The 26,476-nt window shown below is 68.1% G+C and carries 16 protein-coding genes and 1 pseudogene; 9 read left to right on the forward strand and 8 right to left on the reverse strand.

All coding sequences use genetic code 11. The features are described from left to right. Positions 1–84: 84 nt before the first annotated feature. From OG448_RS05280 to OG448_RS05295, 4 genes are all read left to right on the forward strand, one after another. Positions 85–2,076 carry an N-6 DNA methylase gene (locus OG448_RS05280; RefSeq protein WP_405551755.1) on the forward strand — a complete coding sequence of 664 codons (1,992 nt, stop codon included), beginning with the start codon at positions 85–87 and terminating at the stop codon, positions 2,074–2,076. Continuing rightward, positions 2,073–3,383 carry a hypothetical protein gene (locus OG448_RS05285; RefSeq protein ID WP_405551756.1) on the forward strand — a complete coding sequence of 437 codons (1,311 nt, stop codon included), beginning with the start codon at positions 2,073–2,075 and terminating at the stop codon, positions 3,381–3,383. Before OG448_RS05280 ends, OG448_RS05285 begins: the two co-directional genes overlap by 4 nt. Beyond that, on the forward strand, positions 3,380–6,562 hold the full coding sequence (locus OG448_RS05290) for a type I restriction endonuclease subunit R (protein ID WP_405551757.1): 3,183 nt from the start codon (positions 3,380–3,382) through the stop codon (positions 6,560–6,562). The genes OG448_RS05285 and OG448_RS05290 overlap by 4 nt, the downstream gene beginning before the upstream one ends. Before the next feature lie 187 nt (positions 6,563–6,749). Further along, positions 6,750–8,903, forward strand: a complete 2,154-nt coding sequence (locus tag OG448_RS05295; protein WP_405551758.1) for an AIPR family protein — start codon at positions 6,750–6,752, stop codon at positions 8,901–8,903. A 180-nt stretch (positions 8,904–9,083) separates the two neighbouring features. Here OG448_RS05295 and OG448_RS05300 read toward each other — a convergent pair whose 3' ends face one another. After that, positions 9,084–9,275, reverse strand: a complete 192-nt coding sequence (locus tag OG448_RS05300; protein WP_405551759.1) for a DUF397 domain-containing protein — start codon at positions 9,273–9,275, stop codon at positions 9,084–9,086. After that, positions 9,272–10,132 carry a helix-turn-helix domain-containing protein gene (locus tag OG448_RS05305; RefSeq protein ID WP_405551760.1) on the reverse strand — a complete coding sequence of 287 codons (861 nt, stop codon included), beginning with the start codon at positions 10,130–10,132 and terminating at the stop codon, positions 9,272–9,274. Before OG448_RS05305 ends, OG448_RS05300 begins: the two co-directional genes overlap by 4 nt. A 329-nt stretch (positions 10,133–10,461) precedes the next feature. Between OG448_RS05305 and OG448_RS05310 the strand changes: the two genes are divergently transcribed. Then, positions 10,462–12,054 (forward strand): protein kinase domain-containing protein, encoded by a 1,593-nt coding sequence (locus tag OG448_RS05310; RefSeq protein ID WP_405551761.1) that lies wholly within the window; start codon positions 10,462–10,464, stop codon positions 12,052–12,054. A 64-nt stretch (positions 12,055–12,118) separates the two neighbouring features. On the opposite strand, the gene OG448_RS05315 is transcribed toward OG448_RS05310, so the two are convergent. Then, entirely contained in the window at positions 12,119–13,789 is a 1,671-nt protein-coding gene (locus tag OG448_RS05315) for a DUF262 domain-containing protein (RefSeq protein ID WP_405551762.1), read from the reverse strand. A 202-nt stretch (positions 13,790–13,991) separates the two neighbouring features. Here OG448_RS05315 and OG448_RS05320 point away from each other — a divergent pair, with 202 nt between their 5' ends. From OG448_RS05320 to OG448_RS05335, 4 genes are all read left to right on the forward strand, one after another. Continuing rightward, complete coding sequence (locus OG448_RS05320; RefSeq protein WP_405551763.1) at positions 13,992–16,133, forward strand: UvrD-helicase domain-containing protein; 2,142 nt, start codon at positions 13,992–13,994, stop codon at positions 16,131–16,133. A gap of 254 nt (positions 16,134–16,387) precedes the next feature. Next, complete coding sequence (locus OG448_RS05325; protein WP_405551764.1) at positions 16,388–17,119, forward strand: EcsC family protein; 732 nt, start codon at positions 16,388–16,390, stop codon at positions 17,117–17,119. Positions 17,120–17,700: 581 nt separating this feature from the next. Further along, entirely contained in the window at positions 17,701–21,231 is a 3,531-nt protein-coding gene (locus tag OG448_RS05330) for a HelD family protein (RefSeq protein ID WP_405551765.1), read from the forward strand. A 195-nt stretch (positions 21,232–21,426) separates the two neighbouring features. Then, complete coding sequence (locus OG448_RS05335; RefSeq protein ID WP_405551766.1) at positions 21,427–21,903, forward strand: DUF262 domain-containing protein; 477 nt, start codon at positions 21,427–21,429, stop codon at positions 21,901–21,903. A 444-nt stretch (positions 21,904–22,347) separates the two neighbouring features. On the opposite strand, the gene OG448_RS05340 is transcribed toward OG448_RS05335, so the two are convergent. The 5 genes and pseudogenes from OG448_RS05340 to OG448_RS05360 all read right to left on the reverse strand — a co-directional run bounded on the left by OG448_RS05340 (position 22,348) and on the right by OG448_RS05360 (position 25,850). Next, positions 22,348–22,962, reverse strand: a complete 615-nt coding sequence (locus tag OG448_RS05340) for a GAF domain-containing protein (RefSeq protein WP_405551767.1) — start codon at positions 22,960–22,962, stop codon at positions 22,348–22,350. Further along, positions 22,925–23,548: a GTP-binding protein gene (locus OG448_RS05345; protein ID WP_405558698.1), complete on the reverse strand. Its 624-nt coding sequence runs from the start codon at positions 23,546–23,548 to the stop codon at positions 22,925–22,927. The genes OG448_RS05340 and OG448_RS05345 overlap by 38 nt, the downstream gene beginning before the upstream one ends. A gap of 141 nt (positions 23,549–23,689) precedes the next feature. Beyond that, positions 23,690–23,911, reverse strand: a pseudogene (locus tag OG448_RS05350) (DUF742 domain-containing protein); the annotation flags it as partial. Positions 23,912–23,914: 3 nt separating this feature from the next. Continuing rightward, the gene (locus tag OG448_RS05355; protein ID WP_161203199.1) at positions 23,915–24,307 is read right to left on the reverse strand and encodes a roadblock/LC7 domain-containing protein; all 393 of its coding nucleotides are present in this window, start codon (positions 24,305–24,307) and stop codon (positions 23,915–23,917) included. 76 nt (positions 24,308–24,383) lie between these two features. Then, positions 24,384–25,850 carry a sensor histidine kinase gene (locus OG448_RS05360; RefSeq protein WP_405551768.1) on the reverse strand — a complete coding sequence of 489 codons (1,467 nt, stop codon included), beginning with the start codon at positions 25,848–25,850 and terminating at the stop codon, positions 24,384–24,386. Positions 25,851–26,476: the final 626 nt, after the last annotated feature.

Below are 26,476 nucleotides of genomic sequence, written 5' to 3' on the forward strand. Positions count from 1 at the left end.
TCTTGAAGCGGACGGATGAGGAACCTCCTCCCGCCGCGCTCACAGTCATCCGTACCGGCCCCGGAAGGGAAACGGGAAGAAGTCTTGAACAGCAGCAAGCACACGGAGTTGGCGAACCACGCGTGGTCCGTCGCCGACCTCCTGCGGGGGGACTACAAGCAGTCCGACTACGGCAAGGTCATCCTGCCGTTCACGGTCCTGCGGCGACTGGAATGCGTACTGCAGCCGACCCGCGAAAAGGTCGCGGAGACCGTGACGAAGTTCGAGGGCCAGGACATCCTCGCGGACAAGTTCCTCCGCAAGGCCTCCGGCCACGCCTTCTACAACACGTCCACGCTCACTCTGAAGAAGATCGCCGCGGACCCGCAGAACGCGGCGAAGAACCTCGCGGTGTACGTGGGGGCGTTCTCCGACAACGCCCGAGGTGTGCTGGACCGCTTCGAGTTTGCCCAGCAGATCAAGCGGCTGGACAGCGCGGGGCTGCTCTACAAGGTCATCGGCCAGTTCACCGACCTGGACCTGCGTCCCGAGATCGTGCCCAACCACAACATGGGCTACATCTTCGAGGAGTTGATCCGCCGCTTCTCCGAGCAGTCCAACGAGACGGCCGGTGAGCACTTCACGCCGCGTGAGGTCATCCAGCTCATGGTGCGGCTGCTGGTCGCCCCGGACGGCGACGCGCTCCAGCTTCCGGGCGCGGTCCGCACGGTCCTCGACCCGGCCTGCGGCACGGGCGGCATGCTCTCCGCGATGGACGACCTGATCACGGAGCTCAACCCCGACGCCACGGTGGAGGTGTACGGGCAGGAGCTGAACCCCGAGTCGTGGGCGATCTGCCGGTCCGACCTCATGATCAAGGGCCAGGACCCGGAGAACATCGCCTTCGGCAACTCCTTCTCCGACGACGGCCACGCGCGCAAGACCTTCGACTACATGCTGGCCAACCCCCCGTTCGGCGTGGAGTGGAAGAAGGTCAAGGACGAGGTCGAGGCCGAGCACAAGCAGCTCGGCGACGCCGGCCGCTTCGGCGCGGGCCTGCCCCGCATCAACGACGGTTCGCTGCTGTTCCTCCAGCACATGATCTCGAAGATGAAGCCGGTCGACGTGGACGGCGGGGGCGGCTCGCGCCTGGCGATCGTCTTCAACGGCTCGCCCCTCTTCACCGGCGCGGCCGGCTCGGGCGAGTCGGAGATCCGTCGCTGGATTCTGGAGAACGACTGGCTGGAGGGCATCGTCGCCCTCCCGGACCAGCTCTTCTACAACACCGGCATCTCGACGTACTTCTGGATCCTGACCAACCGCAAGAGCCCGGACCACAAGGGCAAGGTCGTGCTGCTGGACGCGCGGGGCCAGTGGCAGAAGATGCGCAAGTCGCTGGGCGACAAGCGCAAGGCGCTGGGCAAGGAGCACATCGCCGAGGTGGTCAAGCTGTACGGCGAGGCCCTGGCGGTGGCTGGGGACGCGGAGCACCCGCTGCACGGCAAGGTGAAGGTCTTCTGGAACGAGGACTTCGGCTACCAGCGGATCACGGTGGAACGCCCGCTGAAGCTGTGGTTCGAGGTGACGGAGGAGACGCTGGCGGCGCTGGGGGCGTCCAAGGTCATCCAAAAGCTCCCGCAGGCTGCGGCGCTGGCGGACGCCTTCAAGTCCCTGATGGGCGCGCGGTGGGGTACGAAGCAGGAAGCCTGGCTCGCGTTGAAGGACGCGGTGGTACAGGCCGGCGGGACGTGGCCCACGGGGGCGCCGTTCAACAAGGCGCTGCGTGAGGTCGTCGGGGTGCGGGATCCGGAGGGCGAGGTGCAGACCGTCAAGGGTCAGCCTGAGCCGGACTCGGAGCTTCGGGACTACGAGAACGTGCCGCTGGGCGAGGACGTCGAGGAGTACCTGAAGCGGGAGGTCCACCCGCACGTGCCGGACGCGTGGATCGACCACAGCAAGACGAAGATCGGGTACGAGATTCCGTTCACTCGGCACTTCTACGTGTACGAGCCGCCTCGACCGTTGGCGGAGATCGACGCGGAGTTGAAGGCGCTGGAGGCGGAGATTCAGGGGCTTTTGGGGGAGGTGACGGAATGACCCGCGCAGATCAGTGGCTTAGCTCAGCACCCGCTCACTGGACTCGTGGGCGTCTCAAAGATCTCATTTCCTCTTCAGCCAACGGCACCTGGGGCGGTGACCCAGTTGAGGATGGCAACAACGTTCGCTGCATCCGTGCCACAGACTTTGATCGCGTGGCACGTCGCGCGGACCTCTCCAACGCCCCATTGCGCTATGTAGAGCCCTCGTCGCTCCGTCAGCACCTTCTGCGTCCTGGTGACCTTGTTCTCGAGAAGTCTGGTGGCGGCGAAAAGCAGCCCGTAGGTATGGCTGTCCTGGTCACTGACACTGACGCAGTAGTCAGCTCCAACTTCTGTGCACGCATCAAGCCGTCTGCCGACGTCGACTCCAGATTCCTGACCTACGTGTTCGCTGCGGCATATGGGCAAGGACTAACCCAGGCCGCGATCAAGCAGACTACCGGCATCCAGAACCTCGACACGCAAGCATTCTTCGCATCCCGTTGGGCCTTCCCTGCGGAGGAGGAGCAGCGACGCATCGCTGACTTTCTCGATGTTGAGACTCCCCGCATCGACCGACTGATCCACTTGCAGGGCCGCACACTGGAGAAGCTCGAAGAACGGGAAGGGGCCCAACTCGACTCAGCGGTCGATGAACTCGTTGACCAATGGGGGACAGTACCTTTCCGACGGTTCCTTCGCGGCGTTGACCAGGGAACGAGCCCACAAGCTGAAGCGCTCCCCGCAGGGCCTGACGAGTGGGGCGTACTTAAAGTCAGCTGTCTCCGTCCAGGTCGCTTCTTCCCGGATGCCAACAAACGCCTCCCTTCAGACGTGGAGCCCGACGTCAGGCATGAGGTCCGCACAGGAGACCTCCTTATCACCCGAGCAAACACGCCTCAGCTAGTCGGTTCGACAGCTGTCGTGCCCCAGACCCGAGGGAAGCTCCTCCTCTCCGACAAGATCTTTCGAGTGCGTCTCGACGCAGGCATTACACCAGAGTTCGTGGCGATGGTTGCACGAGGAAGCAGAATTCGCGGCTTGTGCTCTGCTTCCTCGAACGGCGCTTCTCAGTCCATGGCTAATATTCGTTTTGAGGAAATCAAAGCGTGGCCGGTTCCGGCTGCGGCTCTCGACGCGCAGAAGGATGTGGTCCGACGCATCGACCGCCAGCGTTTGGCTCTGGACGAGATGCGCGCTCTGATTGAACGGCAGGTTTCACTGCTCAACGAACGGCGCCAAGCCCTCATCACCGCCGCCGTGACCGGCCAGTTCGACGTCACCACCGCCAGCGGACGTGACGAAACCGAAGGAGTCTCCGTATGAGCCCCGTGCACGACGAGTCGTCCTTCGGTTCTGCCATCGTCGCCGCCCTCTGCCAGCGCGGCTGGCGGGAGGCGAACCCGGAGGATTACCAGGCCGACCTCGGGCTCGACACCAACGAGTTGTTCACCTTCATCGGCGCCACCCAGCCCGACGAGTGGGATGAACTCCTCACCGTCTACGGTGGCAACCCCAACGAGGCGCAGCGCGGTTTCGCGCAGCGCCTCGACCGGGCCATCGCCGACGACGGGCTGCTCCACGTCCTCCGCAACGGCGTGAAGGACCGCGGAGTCCGGCTCCGCGTCGCCTACTTCAAGCCCAACCTCATCTCCACCCCCTCCGTCCTCGACGGCTACCGGGCCAACCGCCTCACCGTCGTACGCGAACTCCCCTACGCCACCAAGCAGACCGACTGGGGCCACCGCCTCGACCTGACCCTGTTCCTCAACGGCATCCCCGTCGCCACCGCCGAGCTGAAGAACCCACTCACCGGCCAGGGCGTCGAGCAGGCCAAGGAGCAGTACCGGACCGACCGCGACCCGACCGAGCTGATCTTCACGCGCCGCGTCATCGCCAACTTCGCCGTCGACCCCGACCTGGTCTTCGTCACCACGCAACTGCGCGGCAAGAGCACCCGGTTTTTGCCGTTCAACACCGGCTCGAACGGTCCCGGCCAGCCCGGCGGGGCCGGCAACCCGGCGCCGGCCGCCCACGGCAAGTACGCCACCTCCTACCTCTGGGAAGAGGTCTGGCAGCGGGACAACTGGCTCGACCTCCTCCAGCGTTTCGTGCACCAGCAGAAGCACAAGACGCCCGGCGGCGGCACCACCAAGTCGACGATCTTCCCCCGCTTCCACCAGTGGGACGTGGTCCGCAAGCTCACCGCGCACGCGTCCGTCCACGGAGCCGGCCAGAACTACCTGATCATGGCCTCGGCCGGTTCCGGCAAGTCGAACACCATCGGCTGGCTGGCCCATCGCCTCAGCGACCTGCACGCCCGCCGCGACCCCGCCGTCCTGCGGCCCGACGCCCTCGCCGACGGCCGTATCAAGCCGGGTGAGCCCGTCTTCGACAAGGTCATCGTCATCACCGACCGCCGCGCCCTGGACGCCCAACTCTCAGCGACGGTGGGCAGCTTCTCGCAGACCGACGGCCTGGTCGTGAAGATCGACGAGAAGCACGGAGCGAAGAGCGAACAGCTCGCCCGCGCCCTCTCCCGGGACACCGGCAAGATCGTCACGGTCACCCTGCACTCGTTCCCGGCGCTGCTGAACTACATCAAGGACAACCCGACCGAGATCAAGGGCACCCGCTTCGCGATCATCGTCGACGAGGCGCACTCCTCCCAGTCCGGCGACGCGGCCACCGCCGTGAAGTCGGCCCTGCGCGACCTCGGCCTGGACGCCGACTCGGACGACGAGGGCGCGACCACGGTCACCCTCGACGACAAGCTGAAGGCGAAGGCGGTCGAGCGCTCCCAGGCCGCCAACCTCTCCTACTTCGCCTTCACGGCCACCCCCAAGTCCAAGACCCTCGAACTCTTCGGCACGGAAGGCGTGGAGAGCGGCAAGACCGTCTATCGCCCCTTCCACACCTACTCCATGCGCCAGGCCATCGAAGAGGGCTTCATCCTCGACCCCCTGCGCAACTACGTCACCTACAACACCTACTGGAAGCTTGCGAACCTCAACCGCGACGAGAAGGAGGTCGACCCCTCCAAGGCGAACAGCCACCTCGCCCGGTTCGCCCTCATGCACGAGCACACCGTGTCCCAGCACGCCACGGTGATCGTCGAGCACTTCCTCGCCCACACCCGCAGCCGGCTCGGCGGACGTGCCAAGGCCATGGTGGTCACGGCGTCCCGCCACTCCGCCGTGCAGATGGCCCGCGCCATCCGCAGCTACATCGCCGACCGCGAGTACGGCACCAAGTACCCGGACCTCGGCGTCCTGGTCGCCTTCTCCGGCTCCCTCACCATCGACGGCGAGGAGACCACCGAGAGCAAGGAGAACGGCGGCCTGTCGGAGAGCGCGCTGCCCAAGGCGTTCGGCTACACCCGCGCCGACGACAAGGCCGCGAAGGCCGGCGGCAAGGGGCAGCAGGAATACCGGATCCTCGTCGTCGCCGAGAAGTACCAGACCGGCTTCGACCAGCCGCTCCTCACGACGATGTACGTCAACAAGACGCTGACCGGCATCGCCGCCGTGCAGACACTCTCGCGCCTTAACCGCACGGCCGACCGCAAGTCGCAGGCCGACCTGGCCGTCCTGGACTTCGTCAACGACGCCGAAGACATCCAGGACGCCTTCCGCCCGTACTTCGAGGAGGCGCACACCCTGCCCTCCGACCCGAACCTCCTCTACACGGCCCAGAGCCGCGTCATGTCCGCGCCGATCATCTCGGAGCAGGACATGGACGCGTTCGTCGCCGCGTACCTGGAGGCGCAGGAGAAGGCCGGTGGCTCCCAGGCCAAGTGGGAGAAGCTGCATGCCGAGCTGTACCGGCTCCTCTCCCCCGCCGGCACCCGCTTCAGCGCCCTCCTGGAGAGCGAGGAGGAGGACGACGTAGAGGCCGCCGAGGAGTTCCGGGCGAACCTCAACGACTACGTCCGCAAGTACGGCTTCCTGGCGCAGATCGTCCCCTACCAGGACGCCGACCTGGAGCGGTTGTACCTGTACGGGCGTTACCTGCTCAACCGGCTGCCCCGCCTCGCGGACGGCGGCGTCGACATAGGCGAGGTCGACCTCAGCCACCTGCGCGTCGAGAAGACCGGCGAGCACGACAAGTCCCTCGTGTCCGAGGGCCCGGCCGAACTCAAGGGGTTCGGCGACGGGGTCGGCGGCGGCAAGGACGCCGAGAAGTCGCTGCTGTCCGATCTGATCGAGAAGTTCAACGCGAAGTTCGGCACGGAGTTCACCGAGGAGGACGTCCTCCCGGCCTTCAACGCCACGAAGAAGGACCCGAAGGTCCGGGCCGCCGCCCTCGTCAACGACGAGGAGAACTTCGGCGTCGTCTTCGACAAGAAGTTCGAGGAGAACATGATGGACCATGTCTCCACGATCGACACGCTCGGCAAGCGGTACTTCGGGACGGACCGGGACTTCAAGTCCAACCTCGACCGCAGTGCGCGCCGCGCGGCCTGGCGGATGATCCGCCGGGAGGAGGGGCTGGATGAGTTCTGAGGGTGTCCGCGGTCCGGCATCACCCGGCGCCGGACCGCGGCCGGGCCTGACTGAAGTTGCCCCAGTCTGATGAACATAGACGGTCGGGCTGTGCCGCGTCGCTTGATCGACCAGTTCATCGCCTTTCCGATCCCTCGACAGACAGTCACGAAAGATCAACGCTAGGCTGTGTCAGGCGACGCAGCGCATGGCACTGGGGGCGAAGTTGGAAGAGACAGAACGCAGAGCCGCAACGGCTCCTATCCATATCCACCAGATCCGCACTGCGCTCCTGCAGCAGTACACGGGACTTATTTACGACGAAGACCTCAAAGGGTACGACCAGCAGGGCTACGAACAGCGTTTCCTCTCCCGCGCGTTAACGGCGGCCGCCGTACGCGAAGTGACCGGCTGCGATCACAAGACTGCTGGCGCCTCTGTCATCGACGGCGAAGATGATCAAGGCATTGACGGTGTGGCAGTCACGGAGGGCACACAAGAGGTTTGGCTCGTTCAAGCCAAGTGGAGTGACGAGGGCAAGGGCAAGCTCGACACCAACGCGGCTCACAAGCTCATCGCTGGTCTCCGCCTCATCGAGCAGCGAAGTTTCGACCGTTTCAACGATCGCCTGGAGCCGATCGTCGCTCGCGTCAACGCAGCGATGCATGACGCTCGGCTAAAGGTGACTTTGGTGATCGCTCTCATGGGTGTCGGGACCCTCAGCAGAGAAACCGTCAACGTTCTCGAAGACGCTCGGAACGAGTTCAACGGCCTTGGACCGGTCCTTGAGTACCGCGTAGTCCACGCTGCGAACATCCTCCGACAGATCCGTGAGGATCTCTCGCCCGAGCCTGTGCGGGTAACCGTACGGATGACGAACTGGCTTCGTCGGAACACTCCACTCACCGCCTACCAGGGCACGGTTCCAGCCAGCAATATCGCAGAGTGGTATAGGGCACATGAAAGCCGTCTGTACGAGCAGAACTTGCGACAGTCCCTCGGTACAACCCCAGTTAATTCGGGCATGCTGAGCACTCTGGTGAATGAGCCGGACAACTTCTGGCTGTTCAACAACGGGGTGACCGTGCTGTGCGATCAACTTGAAGAGGAGTGGCCGGGACGCCGCCGTCCAGACGAGCCCGTGCACTTGCGCATCTCAGGAGTCAGCGTCGTGAACGGCGCACAAACCGTCGCGGCGGCACATCGCGCCATGGAGGCGGCCCCCGAAGCGGTGGAGGACGCCGAGGTCACGGTCAAGGTGATCGTTGTCGACAAGAACATGCCGGGTCTCTCACAGCGCATCACAGAGACAACCAATACGCAGAACCACGTGGAGCAACGCGACTTCATCGCCTTGGATGAGGTGCAGGCGATGATCCGCGAAGACTTCATGCTGTCCCTGCAAAAATCCTACGTATTCAAGCGTGGTGAGCCCGACCCTGCGCCGGACGAGGGTTGCTCGGTTGTGCACGCCGCCATTGCCCTGGCTTGTGCGCACCGCAACACCGAACTCGCCGTACGAGCCAAGCGGGACACAGACCTCCTCTGGGAACGCGGCAACAGAGGCGCCTACCCTCGCCTCTTCGGAGAGCGTCCCAACGCCTTCCAGATCTGGCGCTCGGTACTTGTGCATCGCACGGTGGGTACTGCTCTCAACGAAGAGCGCAAGCGGTTCCAAAAGCGCGCCGCCGACGTGAGTCAGCGGGGTGACCTACTCGTCACCCATCTGGTCTTTCAGCTTCTCGATCAGGATCGCATCGACGATCCGGAGTACGACTGGGACGCGGCGCTGCAAGAGGTGCCCGCACTTACCAATCGGGTCCTGTCCTGGTTGATCCACCACATCGACGCGGAGTACGGGCCGACCTCATTTCTCAGTGGAACACTCACTGACGCCAGGCGCTGCAAGCGGCTAGCGGAGCTAGTACTGCGTGACGCCGAACGCGAAGGAGTCATCCCCGACCTGCCGGCGACCTACACGGCCACCAAGGGGAGTAAACGCAAGCCACGCCGCCCCAACGCTGTGCCTACCCTTGTGGACAACGGAAGGATCAAGAACGGCACCCCAGTCCGGCTACGTCTGTGGAACAAACCCGAGATTGACGCGCTCACCTCTTGGCTGGCGGAGGACCCCCGACGCGGCGAGGCCACCTGGGTGAACGACCGAACGCGGTGCCTGGTATGGGCAATCGACGGGAAGGCCTACTCGCCCACCCGTCTGGTCCTGAACCTCTACGAACTCGCTGGCTGGCAGGAGGCACCCGTGGCAGTGCAGGGACCAGCGCGGTGGACGTTGGACGGTACCGCCACTCTCTCTGATCTTGCGCGAGCACTGCACGATGAGCAGGCGGAACAGGAGTAGCTACGAGTTGTGCCGTAGCGCGCGCTGCGGCACGCCTGCCTCACTCCTTGCGCAACGCGTGATCGAGTAGCGCTGCGGCAGGGGCACTTATGCGCGCGCCCTGTCAGTCGGCCGGGCGACTTCTCACGGTGTCCGCGGTCCGGCACCCCCCGGCGCCGGACCGCACCCGCCTTGCCGGCCTCAGCCGCGCGCGGCCTGCTCCACGAAGGCGGACCAGGCATCGGCATCAACGCTGAGCGTCGGGCCGGTTGCCCGCTTCGAGTCCCTGACCATCACAATGTCCGACGCGAGACAGACCTCGACGCATTCGCCCCCCTCCCCGCTGCTGTAGCTGCTCTTGAACCAGTGGGGCTCCCTTGCCTGGCGGTTCATCTCTCTCCCAGAAGTCCCTCGACGAAAGCCATCGACTCACGCGGAGTCAGGGCTTGCGCCCTGAGGATGCCGTACTGTTCCTCGACATCCCGCACCTCTTCCCGCTCGCTGTAGAGGCGGCTGGTCCGCTGGACTTCAACGTAAGCCATCCGCTGTCCGTCTCTGTTCTCGACCAGAGTGAACGGGCCTCCGAGACCGCAGTGTTCGACGCCGGTGGTGGGCATGATCTGGATCTCCACGTTCCGTCGCTGGCCGTGGAGCAGGATCTGTTCAAGTTGTCCTCTGTGCGTGGACGCCCCGCCGAGTGGACGGCGCAGAACCGCCTCCTCGATCACGTAGCTGAGTGTCGGGAGTGGGCTTCGGGCGAAGATCTCCTGTCGGGCCAGGCGAGCGGATACCCGCTGCTCGACCGTCGCCTCGTCAAGGAGAGGCCTGCGCATGGCGAAGACCGCACGTGCGTACTCCTCGGTCTGCAGCAGGCCAGGCACTGCGAGTGCTCCGTACACATGGAGTGAGACAGCCTCTTCCTCCAGCCGGGCCATGTCCCGGAAGAACGCCGGGTACCGCGCCCGGGCCACCTCCCCCTTCATGGCCACCAACAGTCCGCCCGCGTTCAGCACCTCGTCCGCCTGGTCGATGAACCGAGGCTGCGGAACCCGCCGTCCCTGCTCGTACGAGGCGATGGTGTCCGCCGAGTACCCGACCCGTCTGCCGAGTTCGGCCCGTTCCATGCCGGCCCGAGTCCGCAGCAGCTTCAACTGTCTTCCGAACGCGCCGATCAAGCCCTTGGCGGACTCCTCCTCACTGCGCCGCTGCCCCGGCACCTCGCCGTCGACGCCGCTCTCCCTGTCGTCCAACACCGCACATCCCTCTTCCCGCTCACGCGGCCGTACCGTCCCGTACTCGGTGCGCGTCCGCGGGTATCCCCATTACGTCAGCGCGTCACCCCTGGTCACGCTAGGCACACCCAGCCACGCTGCGTGCAGGAACCGAACGGAACAACCCGCACCGGTGACCCCCGCCCACGCCTGCTTCACCCTCCGCTTCAACTCGACGAGGCGCCCGTCCGCCGCACCCCCTCGTAGCACCGGGCTGGACGCGGTGATCCCTTTCCGGGGAAACTGGCCGCGTACCAACGGGGCTCGGGGGCGGGCAGGCGCGAGTGCAGAACGCGGGGCGGGGACAGGTGCCGGACAGACCGATCGCGGGCCGCTACGAGCTGCTGGAGCGGCTCGGCAACGGCGGAATGGGCGACGTGTGGCGGGGCTACGACGCGGTGCTCGACCGGCCCGTCGCCGTGAAGCGGATCCGGCCGCAGGTCGTCGCCGCCACGCCCCAGCTGGCCGAGGAGCTGGAGCGGCGCTTCCGCCGCGAGGCCCGGATCACCGCCCGCATCCAGCACCCGGGCGTGCCGCAGGTGTACGACGCGGTCCTCGACAGCGGCTACGAGCACCTGTTCCTCGTCATGGAGCTGGTGGAGGGCGTCCCCCTCACCCAGTACGTGCACGAGGAACGGCCCCTCCCGGTCAGCTGGGCGGTGGCGGTGGCCGCGCAGGTCGCCACCGTGCTGTCGTACGCGCACGACGTGCCCGTGGTGCACCGCGACCTCAAGCCGTCCAACATCCTGGTCGCGCGGGACGGCACGGTGAAGGTCCTCGACTTCGGCGTCGCGGCGATCCTGCAGACCGACGTGACGAGGCTGACGGCCTCCGGCCGGCCGCTGGGCACGCACCAGTACATGTCGCCCGAGCAGGTGCGCGGCACCCGGGTCACCCCGCGCACCGACCTCTACGCCCTCGGCTGCGTGCTGCACGAACTCCTCTGCGGCAAGCCGCTGTTCAGCGCGCACAGCGACTTCGAGCTGATGGACCAGCACGTCCGCGCCGCGCCCACCCCGCTGCGGCGCCTGCGGGCCGACGTGCCGGAGGAGCTGGAGGCGCTGGTCCTGCACCTGCTGCGCAAGACCCCGGAGAGCCGGCCGGTGGACGTGCAGGAGGTGTACGAGCGGCTGATGCCCTTCCTGCCCGTGCCCGGGGAGTCCTCCGCCCTCGGAGAGACCGGGCCGCCCGGCGCGCCGGACCCGACCGGGCTCTACCGCCGCCCCTACGCGCCCCGCACCCGGGCCGAGAGCCGTCCCCGGGTCACCCCGGACACGGCAGCGCCCGGCCGGGTCGCCGAGCACGTGGTCTCACCGCCCGAGCGGGAGCTGCTGCGGGCCCAGCTGCGGGAGGTCGACGAGCACTACATCGCGCTCATGGAGGAGGAGCGCTACACACAGGCCGCCGAGGTCGCGGGCGAGATGATCGATCCGCTGGCGCGTGCCCTGGGTGCCGAGAACAAGGCCGTCCTGCGCCTGCGGCAGCGCCGGGCGGTCAGCCGGCAGCTGGCGGGCGACCACCGGGCGGCCCTGCCCGAGTTCGAGGCGCTGGCCGAGGCGTTCGCCCGCATCAACGGGCCAACCAGCGAGGCCGCCCGCGACTGCCGCGCCCAGGCCGCGCGCTGCCGCGGCGAACTCGGCCAGGTGACCGAGGCGCTGGCGGAGCTGCGGGGGGTTCTGGAGGTGGAACGGGCCGTCGAGAGCGACGTCAGCGACGCGGCGGTGGAGCTGCGCCGCGACATCGGCATGCTGCTGCTGAGCCAGGGCGACCCGGAAGAAGCCCGGGCCTGTCTGGAGGCGCTGCACGAGGACGTCGTACTCGTCCACGGCCCGCGCCACGACGTGGCCGTCGAGGCCGCGGAGACTCTGGCCATGCTCCGCCGGGAACTCGGCGGCAGGTGACCTGCACAGCACGGCCGAGGGAGCCGGTGACAAGTCCACACGGCTCCCTACAGGGCATTGGGCATCAGCTCCGAGCCGCTGCCGACGCGTTCGCTTCCTCCGCGATCACTTGCTCGTCGGCCGGCGGCTCGTCGATCTCCTGGCGGACGGCCTGACCGGTGTAGTCGGGCAGGCCCAGCAACCGGTTGAGGGCGTTGGCCATCAGATGCCGCCGAGCGGCCAGGAATTCGGGGAAGCGGTCCAGGGACCGCAGCTCCGGATCGTCGGGGATCCACTGCTCGGCCAGTCGCTCCGGCGCGATCCCGGCCATGTACTCCGCAGGCAGCTTGGCGGAGATCATCTTGTTGGTCTGGCCCGTCACGAAGGCGAGGTTGGCCAGGCTGTTCCACTCTTCCTTGGGAAACGTCGTCTGGACGCGCGCCCGAGGAAAGACATGATGGAACTCGATCTTGGCACGGGAGTTGACGGGCCGGTCGTTGATCGCGGTGTTGGTCGCCCAGTCCTTGGCCCTCATCTCGAGCGCGGCGAGGTAGAGAAGACGGAAGAAGGGGTGGGTCGAGTACTTCTGCTCCAGGTCCCGCGGGTGGATCGGACTGTCCACCGAGCGCGGGCCGAAGGCACGGCGGATGAGTTCGGTGAACAGGTGCTCCCCGGCCCGCTCCTTGACCAGCCGCGCCTCGGCGTCGAGCTTTCCCTCCACCTGCAGGGAATAATGGCTGAAGGCCATGGCGGTGTAGACCCACCGGCGCAGCAGCCCTACCTCCTCGGGCTGCAGCTTCCCCTGACGGTGATGAAGGAGCAGTGCAGGGACCACCACGACGTTCGGTGACGTGAGTACATCCGACCGGGGAATACCGCACTCTCCACGGAGGAAGTCGACGGCGAGACGCAAGGCTGTTTCCGTGGCCTGCCACGCCTCCTTGAGAGCAGCCCCGTCCATGGCGGCACCGATGAGCTTGATGTGGCGGGCTGTTGTCCCCGCGAGCAGACTCATCAGGCGCAGGACCGCCTCCCGGTCGAGTCCGAAGCCGATGTCCCTCAACTCGTCGTGGAAGGCATCCATCGTCTGCAGGCCTTCCGCCCATCGGGCGGCGATCGCGCTGTAGACGAGGTCGCCCTTGGACAGGCGCCGCCCGCCCTTGTTGAGACGTGCAAAGACCTCGGCGACCTCCTCGTAGTCGTCAGAGCTGTAGGTGATCACCACGATCTGTTGCTTGCGGATGTCGTTGACCCGCTGAAGCCGCTTGGTCCACTCCCTGAAGTCGGGATGTCCCATCTCGACGCCGGCGTCCATGAGGAGCTCGTAGAACTGGACGCCTTCTTGCAGGATCGTGGAAACGGGGATCAGGAGGGGGTCCTTGCGCTGCACCGCGCTCGGGTTTACGAACTCCTCGGTCCGTACGTCGAAGCGGAGATCGATGAAACGGCCGTCAGCCTTTGACTCGGGCCGGTAAACCCATGCGAGCGAGGTGAGCCGCTGCTGCCCATCCAGGAGATACAACGGCTTACGGGAAGACGTCTCCGACTGGACGACTGCCGCGGTCCGGAAGGGCACCTCCAAATTCGTCTCCCAGAGAAGCAGGGCGCCCACGGGGTAGCCCCGGTAGAGGGAATCGAAGAGGTCACGTACATCGGTACGCATCCAGACGAAGTCACGCTGGATGGACGGGATGACGATCTTGCCCTGCAGCAGATCTTCCACCGGAGAGACGACCGGCTCATTGGACTGCTTCACACTCTCCCCCACCGATTTGTGTGCGTTGCAGCCATGCTAGCCACCTGCCACCGCCGGTTACGACGCTTCCGGTCCCCCCCGTCTGCGTCAAGGGCGCTAGCCGCTGTGTTGTCCCGCCGGCCCCTTATACCGGTCCCGGACGGAAGACGGTGAACAGACCTCCGCTATGTGCGGGCACGCCGTCCCGGCCTAAAATCCCGTCATGCCGCACCTTGCCCTCGACAGAGCCTTCTGCCAGCAGCTGGAGAAGCTCGAGAAGCACGTCAGGAACGGCGTGTTCGACGCCTGGGAGAAGTTCGAGCGGCTCACCCTCAGCCAGCTCTTCAAGGATCCGGGCCTGAAGCTGGAATCCCTCAAGGGCGCCAAGGACCGGCAGATCCGGACCATACGGATCACCCAGGGATACCGCGGCGTGGTCCTCGCGCCCGAGACGGGGGACACTTTCGTGCTGCTCCGGGTCGGCCCGCACGACGAGGCCACCGAGTGGGCGGTGAGGCAGAAGGCGACCATCAACGCCGTCACCGGCGCCGTGGAACTCCGGGAGATCGCCACCCTGGAGGAGCTGACGCCAACCTACGAGCGCATCGCGCCCGCCGAGGAGCAGCGGCTCTTCGCGAAGGTCTCCGACGGGCAGATGGCCGCGCTCGGCATCGACGCCACCACCTTGGCGCAGGCACGCGTGCTGACCAGCCTGGAGCAGCTCGACGTCTTCGGACGCTTCTTCCCGCCGGACCAGTACAGGGTGTTGGAACACCTGGCCCTCGGAGCGACTGTCGAGCAGACGTGGCAGGAGGTCGTCGTGCCGGCGCTGGCCGACGCGGCTGCGCAGGAGCCCGTCGACACCACCGACTACGCGACTGCCATCGCGCACACCCGCACCCGGATCGCCGTCGTCACAGACGCCGACGAGCTGCGCGACATCCTCGACAAGCCGTTCGCCGCCTGGCGGATCTTCCTGCACCCCGCCCAGCACAAGGTCGCCTACCGTCCGTCGTACTCCGGCCCGGCGCAGGTGACCGGCGGGCCCGGCACCGGGAAGTCCGTCGTCGCCCTCCACCGGGTGCGGCACCTGCTGCGGCACCTGCGCGACGGCGACCGCATCCTCCTCACCACCTTCACCAACGCCCTCGTGGACTCCCTCAGCGAAGGGCTCTGCCTGCTCGTCGACGATCCGGACCTGCGCGACCGGGTCGACGTCATGACCGTCGACGCCTTCGCCGGACGCGTGGTCAACACCTCGCGCCGGCCGATCACCGGGTACGAGGAGACCGCCCGGTGGGAGCAGGCCGCGGAAGCCACCGGCTTGGCCGGCACCCCACAGTTCCTCGTCCAGGAGTACAAACACGTCGTCCTCGCCCAGGACATCCGCAGCCGGGAGGAGTACGAGCGCTGCGAGCGCCGGGGCCGCGGCAGCGCGCTGCCGGTCTCCGCCCGGCCGCTGGTGTGGCGGACGGTGGAGGAGTTCACCCGGCGGCTGGCCGAGGACGGGCTGCGCACCTACCTCGGCACCTGTGTGGAGGCCGCCGACCTGCTGGCCGAGCAGGGGCCGTGCTACCGGCACGTCGTCGTCGACGAGGCCCAGGACCTCCACCCGGCCCAGTGGCGACTGCTTCGCGCGGCCGCCCCGCGACGCCCCGACGACCTGTTCATCGCGGGCGACCCGCATCAGCGGATCTACGACAACCGGGTGTCGCTGAAATCCCTCGGCATCAACGTCGCCGGCCGTTCGGCCAAGCTGCGCAAGAACTACCGCTCCACCCAGGAGATCCTCAGCTGGGCGACGGGGCTCCTGCTCGGCCGCCCCTACGCCGAACTGGCCGACAGCGGACGGCACGAGACCCTGATCGGGTACAGCTCCGCCCTGCACGGCTCCGGGCCGCGCGTCCACGCGGCTGAGACCGAGGAGGCCGAACTCGACGCCTTGGTCGATCAGGTACGTGAGTGGGTGGACGGCGGCGCAGCGTACGGGGAGATCGGCATCTGTGCGCGGTTCAACAAGACCTGCGAGAAGGCCAAGGACCGTCTGATCGGAGCCGGGATTCCCGCCAGCCGGGTCCGGGCGGGAGCCGCACGCACCGACGACGCGGTCAACGTGGGCACCATGCACACCTTCAAGGGGCTCGAGTACCGCTACACCGCTGTCATCGGCGTCAACGACCGCGCACTGCCCAACCCTTCGGCCATCACCCCGGAGGACGTCGACCGGCTCCAGCACGAGGCCGACCTCGCCGCGGAACGCTGCCTGCTGTTCGTCGCCTGTACCCGGGCCCGGGACGGCATGTACGTCTCCTGGACCGGGCAGCCGAGCCCCTTCCTCGTGGAGGCCGGCTGCGGGGCGGGGTAGCCGCTGCGAGCGTCAACCAGCACGTGAAGGAGGTTTGACGGCGCTTTCACTTCCATGGGAGAGTGTGACCGCTTCAGCTCGCTGAGGTGCCGCGGCGAGCGAGGTCGCGGCGCGAGGGGTGGACGGGCGGTAGCGAGGGGGCGCGCGGTTTCGGCCGTCCCTGGCCAGGCCGGAGCGGCCTGCACCAGGTTCCTTCTCCTGCCCACAACGGTGCGGGGCGCCCTTTGGGGGGGCGCTGACGGAAGGGACGTGCAGTGGCTGACGAGAAGACTCCCGACGAGGGAGCGGCCGATAAGGCCGTTCAGTGGGTCCGCGGTCTCGCGGACAAGGTCATGGTGAACGGTGTCGGCCGGATCACGGGCTCCGTCACCTGGGCCGAGGAGCGTCTCGCGCGTCGGCAGGGTGACAATTACCGGCCGCCCGGCGACGACGAGCGCCTTTCCCCCGAGGACATGGCGGATGACATCGATGCGGTCATAGCCCGTCTCATCAAGGAGTCGGTGGCCGCTTCCGGGGCCCAAGGATTCGTCACCGGGTTCGGAGGCCTGGTCACCGCAGGGGTGACGATACCGGCGAACGTGGCCGCGTCCTTCGCCATCAACATGCGGATGGCCGGCGCCATAGCGCACCTGCGGGGTTGGGACGTAGGCGATCCGCACGTGCGGACCGTCGCGATGATGCTCGCCATCGGGATGAGCGCGCAGAACGTCCTGGCGTCCTTCGGGGTCAAGGTCGGCCAGAAGATCGCCGAGCAGATGATCAAGAAGGTCTCGCACGAGACGATCAAGGCGATCAACAAGAAGGTGGGTTTCTACCTCGTCGCCAAGTACGGGACCAAGCGCGCCACGATCACGCTCGCCAAGGCCGTGCCGATCCTGGGTGGCGTCATCGGAGGAGCCGTGGACGCGACTTCGACCGCTCTCATCGGCCGCGCCACGGACACGGCCTTGCGCGGCGGCACGCTGCGAGCCGAGGAACCGCAGTAACGAAGAAGCGAACCAGGCGAACGAGCGCTCGGATCCCTCTCGCTGTGCGAGGAGGACAGTGGGACACTTCCGGCACTACCTGCGCTCGTGGCCGCATGACCTTGGTCGGACCTCCCCGCCGCGGTAACCACGCGTGCCCGCTCCGGCGGTCGCGTCTGCCCTTACCGGCTCAGTCCCTTTCGTCGTCGCTCCCCATGGGGAGCCGGAGTCCGTCCTCGAACAAGTGCCGCATCACTCCCGGTGCGGTAGCCCCAGCCCGGCTGAGTCAGCAGGACGAGCCAGGGCTGCGCCCGGGCGGCGAAGGCCCAGCGCCTGCTGCTACGGGCACGGACGAGCACGCCCTCGGTGTGGTGCCGGCCAAGTCGGTCGGCTGCTCTGTCCATGACGAGGATCGGGTGCCGAAGGAGCCGGTGATGTCGCAGGTTTCGTCCTGATAGCCGACGGACCAACCCTGCCGCTGCGGAGCTGAGGGATTCGTCGGTCTGATGCCTTGTCAGCGAAGCGGTTCTGGTGAATGTTTCCACTGGGTACGGGCTTCTCGCCCGTAGCGGTGCCGGGGAGCGCCGCGGGGAAGGACGCACATGAGCACCACCACTGGTGAGGAAGTCATCGCCCTCGAGCAGAAGGCGGTGGACCATGCGTACGACTGCTACGAAGCGCGGTTGGCCGAGATGAGCGGGAGCTCCGCCGCCATGGCCTCGGCGAGCGGCAAGGACAGCATCGCCGTCCGCAAGGCGGCGGAGTCGCGGGCCGAGGCGTACGGGGGACTCGGCAACGAGGCGCTGGTCTTCGCGCGTGTCGACGCTCCGGAGGAGCCTGGGCGGGAGCCGCGCCCCTGGTACATCGGCCGCCGCAGTGTGCTGGACTCGGAGCGGGAGCCGGTGGTGCTGCTGTGGACCAGCCCGCTGGCGGACAGATGGACCAGGGCGCTGCCCGAGAAGCCGGGGGATGTGGTTCTGCGGCGACGCCTGCAGTGCGCGCGGCATGTCGTCCAGGGCTGCGTCGACGAGATCGCCGTTACCCAGCCCGCCCTCGACCGTCCCTCCATTTCCCCAGATCGCGTCCGAACCCCTACGCGGATTCCGAAGCCGCGTCCTGCGGCAGACGACCGGGCCGAGCTGGAAGGGCCGCGGGACCCGGACGTGGCCGAGCCGTCCGCACCGGCCCCCGACTCCGCCGCGGAATTGGTCCCGGAAAACGTCGCCGAGCCCAGTGGCCCGCGGCCCGGGCGGCGCCCGCCTGCCCCCACGCCCGGTGACGTGGAGCGTATCCGGCGGCGCAGGCCGCTCCAGCCGGACGAGTTGCTGCTTCGTGAGCTGCAGCGTTCGCGCAGCGGCCTGATGCGGGACATCGTCGAGACGATCCGCCGCGACCAGATGGACCTGGTGACGGGTTCCCCGACCGACATCCTCGTCGTGCAGGGCGGCCCGGGCACCGGCAAGTCCGCCGTCGGTCTCCACCGGGTCACCTGGCTGGTCAACAACGAGCACTTCAAGGCTCAGGACATCCTCGTCATCGGCCCTCACCAGCGGTTCCTGGACTATGTCGGCCAGGTGCTGCCCACGCTCGGCACCAGGGACGTCAACGCCGTCCAGCTGTCCCGTATCTGGGACGCCGACACGCCTGGCACCGATGCCGCACAGGCGCGCCGGGTGAAGTCGGACGAGCGGATGGCGGCCGTGCTGCGCAACCGCGTCGAGAGCGAGTTCCGCCCCGCGGCCCTCGACGACCTCACCACTGCCCCCGCCTTCGAGGGTGACGAGCCCGCCGTCATGGTCGCCGCCGCCGGCACCACCTTGCGTGTCCCGCGCTCCCGGGTCCTCGACCTCCTCACCGCCGCCCAGGACGGCGGGGGCCCGTACCGGCGGCGCCGGGACCGTTTCCGCACCCTGCTCGTCGACCTCCTCCTGCGCGAGCTCACGGACATCGCTCCGCGCCGCGGCCAGTCACCCACCATCCGCAGGGAGTTCGAGCGCAACCGCCGGGTGGAACGGCTCGTCGAACGGATCTGGCCGTCCCTGAGCGCCAAGGAGGCCCTGCGCAGCCTGTACGACTCCCGCGACATGCTCCGGTCCTGCGCCGACGGCATCCTCGACGAGCACGAACAGGCCGTCCTGCACCGGCCCCGCGCCGCCACCGCCGGTGCCGAGCCCTGGACCCTCGACGACCACATCAGCCTCGAGGAGCTTGAATTCCTCATCAGCGGCGAAGTCCCGCCGCGCTACGGGCACATCGTCGTCGACGAGGCTCAAGACCTCACGCCCATGCAGGCACGCGCCCTGCGCCGCCGCTGCGCGGCCGGGGGCTCGATGACCGTCCTCGGCGACCTCGCCCAAGCCACCGGCCCGCACACCCACACGAGCTGGGAGCGCCTCGGCACGCTCCTGTCCGACCACGGCGACTGGCGCGTCGCCGAGCTCACCACCAGTTACCGCGTACCCGCGGAGATCATGGAGTTCGTCGCCCCGCTCGCCCGCGCGGTCGCCCCCGATCTGCCCTACCCGCGGGCGGTGCGCGAGGCGGGCGGGGACTCGGTACGGACCGTGGCGACCGAGCCGTGGAAGCTCCTCGAGGACACCGTCACCCACGTGACGCGCCTCGTCGGTTCCAGCGACGACGGGAACAACCTGCGCTCGATCGCCGTCATCGTCCCCGACGACTCCATGTGGCTGGACCAGATCACCCGCCTCCTGGACGGAAACGACGACCTCACCGGCCCCCGTCGCGAAGCGGTCTCGGTGCTGGCGGCCACGCATGCCAAGGGCATGGAGTACGACCACGTCCTGGTCCTGGAGCCGGCCACCATCGCCGCCCGCGGTCCGGCCGGCCTGCGCCAGCTCTACATCGCTCTCACCCGCAGCACGCAGACCCTGACCGTGCTGCACACCGCACCGCTCCCGGAGGCCCTCACGAACACCGTCCCCTCCCCTGCCCCCGCCGGAATCCCCAGCTCCTCTCCCGCCGAGGTCCGGCCGGACGACGAGGCCGCCGTCCCGGATGTCGGCACGGACGTCCGGGTCAAGGTCGTCGGCCCCGGCCCCGGCGGCCGCTACAAGGTCACCGCCCTGGCCCCGGCCGTCGATCGCCCGATGATACTCACGGTCCGGCACGGCTCCACCCCGCCCCGCACCGGTGACGAGCTGGACTGCTGGGTGTTCGCCAACGAGACCACGCAGACCGTGCTCACCACCGACCAGCGTGGCCGTATGCCGATCTCGCCCACCATGGCGCCCCGCTACATCGCGGCCCTGGGCGTACTCGACGAGCTGGTGTCGGTCACAAACGGCGAGCCACAGGACGCCCGCGCCCGCCTGTCCGAGCTGAAGGGCATGGCCAACCGCATCCTCCGCCGCGACCAGGCGGACTGGGTGGACGTACGACGCGTCCTCGGATCGCCCGACAGGCAGCGGTTGAGTCTCCTGCGCGATCTCGCCGCCGGCACCCACCGAGCGCTCAAGGACGGCACTCTGGACATCGCCGCCCTCCGGGACCGGCTCACCGGCTCCGGCTGGGCCGACGCCCTCCTCGAGGCACGCGATACCCTCCGCGCCCGCACGGACCACGCCACAGCCACCGCCCCGGAAAGGGCACCCAGCACCGCGCCCGCTCCCGAGTGGCAGCCCGAACAGAAGGAAACCGAACCCGTGCCCACCTCCGGAACAGCGGCCAGCGCGCCCGCCACCGCCTCCGAGACCGTGGAGCAGTCCGCCCTGCTCCAGGCGCTGGAGGCCTGGGCCACGGCCGACCGCACCTGCAAGAAGCACGAGGCGGTCCGCCACGCTCTGAAGGCGGCCCTGTTGTGGGCGGACCTCGAGCCGGTGGACTCCCCAGTCGTCGACGTCGGTTGTGACACCGACCAGGGCCTGCACTTGTACGAGGTGCTCGGCGCCGGCCGTTCGGCCTACCAGGACCTCCGTGAGGGGGCGACGCGTCTCCTTGAGATCAAGCACACCCTGCACGCCCAGGCCACCGGCCTCTACCTCGTCCTGAGCGAACCCCCGGCCGAGGACTGGGCCGCCGAAGCCGCCCGCGACATCTTCACCGTGCATGTCATGTGGCGCACCCCGGACGGCTGGGGCGGCGAGGTCGTCGGCACGGCGCTCGGAGGGTGATCCGCTCCGTTTCTTTCCTACAGCGCCAGCATGCCGTGGAGCATCGGCGCATGAAGTCGCGCGGATGCGTCAGGCCGTGGCGCACGAACAGCCGTCACCCGTCCGCCGGTACCGGCCTCAGGACGCTTCCGCGCCGTCACTCAGGAATCTCGAACCCCGTACGGAGTACCGACGGGCCGAACGAAATGACACAGCATGCAGATTTCGCAGATCCTGCACAAGATCGATTCCGGGGACATCGCCCTTCCGGAGTTCCAGCGCGGCTACGTCTGGACCCGTGACCAGGTTCGCGCGTTCGTCCAGTCGCTGTACCGCGGCTATCCGATCGGGGGGTTCCTCACCTGGAGCACCAAGGCAAGGCCTCCCTGTCGCAGGCTCGTACCTCAGCGGGGGCCGCATCGGCCACAGCTGTTGCTCGCTCATTTCCTTCGCACAGGGTCTGGGAGAGGTGCGCGCGGCCCTGGGCGTGGAGCAGGGTGTGTACCGATCCGCAGCTCTGCGCGGCGGTCGTGGACCGGCTCGCCTTCCATGCCACCCTCACACGACACGGTGCTGGTGGCACAAGGAAGCTCTGCGCCTACTGGTCCCTTGCGTACGACAACCCCACATGGCCGACAAGTGGTTGAAGTTACTCGTTCAGGTCCAGCAGTACTCACACGGGCAGCGAGCTGACATGCTCCCGCTTCAGCCAGATGGCGGCGTCGTGCGTCTCCCTCGGCTGCGGTACGCGGGGGTTGCATCGTCGTCCCCCCCTTACGAGCGTGGTCGGGTGGGCTGGCGGTCGAGGTCGGTGACCGCCTGGACCGGTTGGCGAGACCTTGACGGACAGGCGGGTGACCCAGCTCCCGAAAAGGGCGCCCGCGCCATCCGCCCGGTTCCGCGCGACCGACCTGCCCTCCGGCCACCCCGCCTACGTTCTGCACCACGACCCAGCCTGCCGCGCAGCCCTGGCCGCGTAGGGCGCCTCCTCCCTCGGAGGCGGTCGAGCTGCACCCCCCTGCCACCCCACCGGCCCACCACCGTCGACTGCTCCCGCCCGCCCGCTTGTCGACGGCCGTCCCCCACAACTTGCCGCTCACAGACCATGGATGGGTTGTGCGAGTCCGGTGGCGCCGGTCAGCTGCGACGGCGCGCCGACTCCTCAAGCCGTTCGACCAGTTCCGCAGCCATGGCCTTGATGGTTTCCAGCCCCTTACGCCCCCATGGCTGCGGGTCCTGGTCGACTACGCAGACGGTGCCGAGCACCACGCCGGTGCTGTCTATCAGCGGTGCGCCCAGGTAGGAGTGGATGCCGATCGCGTCGACCACCGGGTTTCCGGCGAACCGCGGGAAATCCCGGATGTCCTCCAGCACCAGCGCCCGGCGGCGCTTGACCACGTGCGGGCAGATGCCCATGTCGATGTCGCGGGGCATGACACGGCCGGGCACCGGGTCCTGAAGCAACGGCGGTCCCATGTGCACCGGGGTGTCCTGTGCGGCGCTGTACAGACCTGCGAAGTACTGGCGGTCGGCGTCGAGGAAGAAGTTGACCCCGGCATAGCAGCCGCCGGTGCGCTGTGCCAGCTCCCGTGCGAAGGCGTCGAGTTCCGTATCCGGACGGGCTTCGATGCCCAGCGCGCGCAGCCGCTCGGACCGGGTACGCACCTGTGGGTCCTCCGGGGGGAGGAGCAGGTGGCGCACGGCGATCCCGGACTCAGGCCCGGAGGAGGGGTGGGGCGGTGTCGCTGCCATGGGAACTCCTTGTCGTGATCAGGTGCTGGATCATTTCGAGCAACACGCGGATGCTTGAGCTCTGGACGCGGGCGTCGCACAGCGCCACCGGCACCTCCTGCCTGAGGTCGAGCGCGGTCCGCACCTCCTCCGCGTGGTAGCGGTGCGCGCCGTCGAACTCGTTGACGGCGACGACGAAGGGGATGCCGCGCCGCTCGAAGAAGTCCACCGCCGCGAAGGAGTGGTCCAGCCTGCGGGTGTCGGCGAGGACCACCGCGCCGAGCGCCCCCTCGGAGAGTTCGTCCCACATGAACCAGAAGCGCTCCTGTCCGGGTGTGCCGAACAGGTAAAGGACATGGGACGGACTGAGGGTGATCCGGCCGAAGTCCAGGGCCACGGTGGTGGTGGCCTTGTTCTCCACTCCGTCCAGTCGGTCCGTGGCCGCGCTGACGGCGGTCAGCATCTCCTCAGTGCTCAGCGGCTCGATCTCGCTGAGCGTGTTGACGAAGGTGGTCTTTCCCACGCCGAACCCGCCGGCGATGAGCACCTTGATTCCCACCGGCAGGGCTTCGGCGGGCAGCGGGTCACAGTCGTTTGAGGAGGGCATCGCGTACCGCTTCCAGGAGGTCTCGATCAGGTCGTACGTAGTGGTCCGCGGAGGGCGGAGGCGCGTGGCCTGCGACCACCGCGCCCCCTCAGCGAGATCGGACAGCAGCACCTTGACCACTGCGGCCGGCACCTGCATCCGGGCCGCGACCTCGGCGACGCTCACCGGGCTCTCGCACAGCGCCAGCACCTGCGCATGCTCCAGGCCGAAGGTGCCCTGCGTCTGGGCACCCGTGGCCCGCACCACGGTCACGAGCGTGAAGTGGGACGTGGCCCTGGTCCGGCCGTCGCTCACGGTGTAGGGACGGACCAGCCGCCCGACCGCTTCGTTGGTCAGCGGTCCGTCGGGGAGGACCGGCGTCATCGGTTACCCCGCCACGTGCCGCGGCGGCGTGGCCAGATGCGGGCGCACGCTCTTCACCATCATGCCCATCTCGTAGCCCAGCACCGCCGCGTCCGCCTCGCGTCCGGCCAGCACCGCCAGCACCGCGCCGTGCCCTGCGGTCGAGACGAACAGCAACGAGGTGCTGAGCTCCGTCACTATCTGCCGCACGTCGCCGCCGTCGTCGAAGTGCCGGCCCGCGCTGCGCGCCAATGAGTACAGCCCACTGGCGAGCGCGGCCAACTGGTCGGCGGCGTCCGCGTCGAGCCCCTCCGCTGCCTTCACCAGTCCGTCCGAGGACAGCAACAAGGCGCTTCGGGTGTGCGGCACCCGGTTCACCAGACCTGTCAACAGCCAGGAAAGGTCTTCGCTCGCCACGATCGTGTACTCCTCTTTCGGCAGAAGGAAATGGCTTGTTGGAGGGGCCCCAGGCCCTCAGGGTGACCCTCGGGTGTCAGGGCGTCTCCGCTTCCTCGGCCCTGCGCAGTCCGGTCTGGAACGCGGCCATCAGGCCCGGGTCGTGTGCGACGTCCTCGGAACTGCCGGCGCTGGGGACCGGGCGCGGTTGTTCGGCGGCGTGGTCCCGGCGTCGCTGAGGCAGCCGCGGACGGTCGTCCTCGCCGTCGGAGGGCATCCGGGCGGGCTGCGGTTCGGAGTCGGACACGAGCGGATCCGCGACGACGGTCATCGCTGTCGCCGGGGGGTCCGCTGCCTCGGGCCCCACCGGGTCCTGCGGCACCGCGTCAGGGGTCGCGACAGCGGGGTGCTCGGGCGCGGGAGCTGCCGGCTGCGGGCCGAGCAGGGCCGTGGGCAACACCATGACGGCCTGAGTGCCGCCGTACACGTTGCTCTGCAACTGCACGGCGATGTCATGCCGCTGGGCCAGGAGCGAGACCACGTACAGGCCGATTCGGCCGTCCTGCAGCAGCTCGCCGAGGGCGACCTCGCCGGGTGCACCCAACACCGTGTTCATCTGGTTGCGCTCGTCCGCTGACATGCCCAGGCCTCGGTCTTCGACCTCGATCGCCACCCCGGCAGCGACGGGCTCGACCCGCACGTGCACGGTGGTCTGGGGCGGTGAGAAGACCGTCGCGTTCTCCAGCAGCTCGGCCAGCAGATGGACGACGTCGACCACGGCGTGGCCGCTGACCGTTCCGTCAATGGGCGGGACGAGCTTGACCCGGGCGTACTGGTCGATCTCGGCGACGGCGGAACGCAGCACGTCGGTCAGGCCGACGGGACGGGTCCACTGGCGGTGGGTGTTCGCACCGCCGAGCACGGCCAGGTTCTCGGCGTAGCGGCGTATCCGGGTGGACAGATGGTCCACCCGGAACAGACCCTTGAGCAGGTCGGGGTCCTCGACCTCGTTCTCCAGGCTGTCCAGCAGCCCTATCTCGCGGTGCACCAGTGACTCGAGTCGACGCGCCAGGTTGGCGAACACCTCGAACTGCTCCAGCCGGGCACTGTGTTCCGCACCGAGCGCCCCGGCGGCGATCTCCAGCACGGCTGCCTCCGCCTCGTGCCGGGCCGCAGCGATCTCGAATCCGAGTCGGGAGAAATGGTCCGGGCCGGTCTGCGGGGGCAGTTCCGGTTGTCGCCGCACAGGGGGCTCTCCGGCCCTCAGCCGACGGAACAGCGAGTCCAGTTCGGCTCTGCCCTCGGCGGTGGTACGGATCAGCTCGGCCAGCTCGGCACGGTCCCGCTCGGCCGCACGGGACAGCTCCGTCCAGTGCTTGGTGACTGCTCGCGCCTCCGCCGAAGCCCTTACCCCCGCGATTCCTGCCGCCACGGCGCCGATGAGGACGACGCTGCCGGACATCGCCACCTGGTCCGCCCGGTCCAGATGGCCGTCACTGACCAGCGCGGTGGCCACCGCACCGGCCACGGCCACCACGCCCGGTGGCAGCACGGACCACAGCATCTGACGCCGCCTCGGGGAACCGGCTCGCGACTCGGCCGTCACACGGGCGGTCACGGGCGCCGGCGGCCGGTTGTTCGGCGGCGCGAGAGGATCGGGCATAACAGTCCCTGGACAGTGCGGTGATCAGGCCGGGCGCGCACGTTACCGCGCACCGGGACTCCGGTGTCACCCTCTGGCACCCACAGAGATCGAACCGTTGTCCTTATCTTCACAGCCTGAGCACGGAACCCGGCCTGGCCGCCCTCCCGCCTCCCTCAGTGGGTCCTCTGATCCACCGCAGGTGCGACCGCTTCCGACCGGGCGGGTCCAGTCACGCCGGCCGCATGCTCAACCCTTCCTCCCAGCGACAGCCCGGCAAACGGCCGCGCCGCCCTGAAGGCCGAGCCGTGGTCAGCCGCGCGCCCTTCGTACGGACCCCACGGACGTAACGAAGAGCACCGTGTTCCCTGCCCGCTCACGGGCGAGCCCGGCTCCGGCTCCTCGTCCGACGGCGAACATGTTCGCCACCGTCGGTGTTCTCCAAGTGCGTGTCCCTGGCGCTGAACCGCAGCTCAGCATGGGTTGTCAGTGCTCCTCCATAAGGTGGAGCCATCATCTGGACGGACCAGGGTCCTGCCGGGTTCACC

This window comes from Streptomyces sp. NBC_01171 (assembly GCF_045039805.1).
GTDB lineage: Bacteria > Actinomycetota > Actinomycetes > Streptomycetales > Streptomycetaceae > Streptomyces.

Coding starts and splice junctions, on each gene's coding strand:
- OG448_RS05345 (WP_405558698.1), bottom strand. CDS start 23,548: ATGCCCTCCTCAAACGACTGTGACCCGCTGCCCGCCGAAGCCCTGCCG.
- OG448_RS05285 (WP_405551756.1), top strand. CDS start 2,073: ATGACCCGCGCAGATCAGTGGCTTAGCTCAGCACCCGCTCACTGGACT.
- OG448_RS05290 (WP_405551757.1), top strand. CDS start 3,380: ATGAGCCCCGTGCACGACGAGTCGTCCTTCGGTTCTGCCATCGTCGCC.
- OG448_RS05340 (WP_405551767.1), bottom strand. CDS start 22,962: ATGGCAGCGACACCGCCCCACCCCTCCTCCGGGCCTGAGTCCGGGATC.
- OG448_RS05295 (WP_405551758.1), top strand. CDS start 6,750: ATGGCACTGGGGGCGAAGTTGGAAGAGACAGAACGCAGAGCCGCAACG.
- OG448_RS05335 (WP_405551766.1), top strand. CDS start 21,427: ATGCAGATTTCGCAGATCCTGCACAAGATCGATTCCGGGGACATCGCC.
- OG448_RS05320 (WP_405551763.1), top strand. CDS start 13,992: ATGCCGCACCTTGCCCTCGACAGAGCCTTCTGCCAGCAGCTGGAGAAG.
- OG448_RS05330 (WP_405551765.1), top strand. CDS start 17,701: ATGAGCACCACCACTGGTGAGGAAGTCATCGCCCTCGAGCAGAAGGCG.
- OG448_RS05300 (WP_405551759.1), bottom strand. CDS start 9,275: ATGAACCGCCAGGCAAGGGAGCCCCACTGGTTCAAGAGCAGCTACAGC.
- OG448_RS05360 (WP_405551768.1), bottom strand. CDS start 25,850: ATGCTGTGGTCCGTGCTGCCACCGGGCGTGGTGGCCGTGGCCGGTGCG.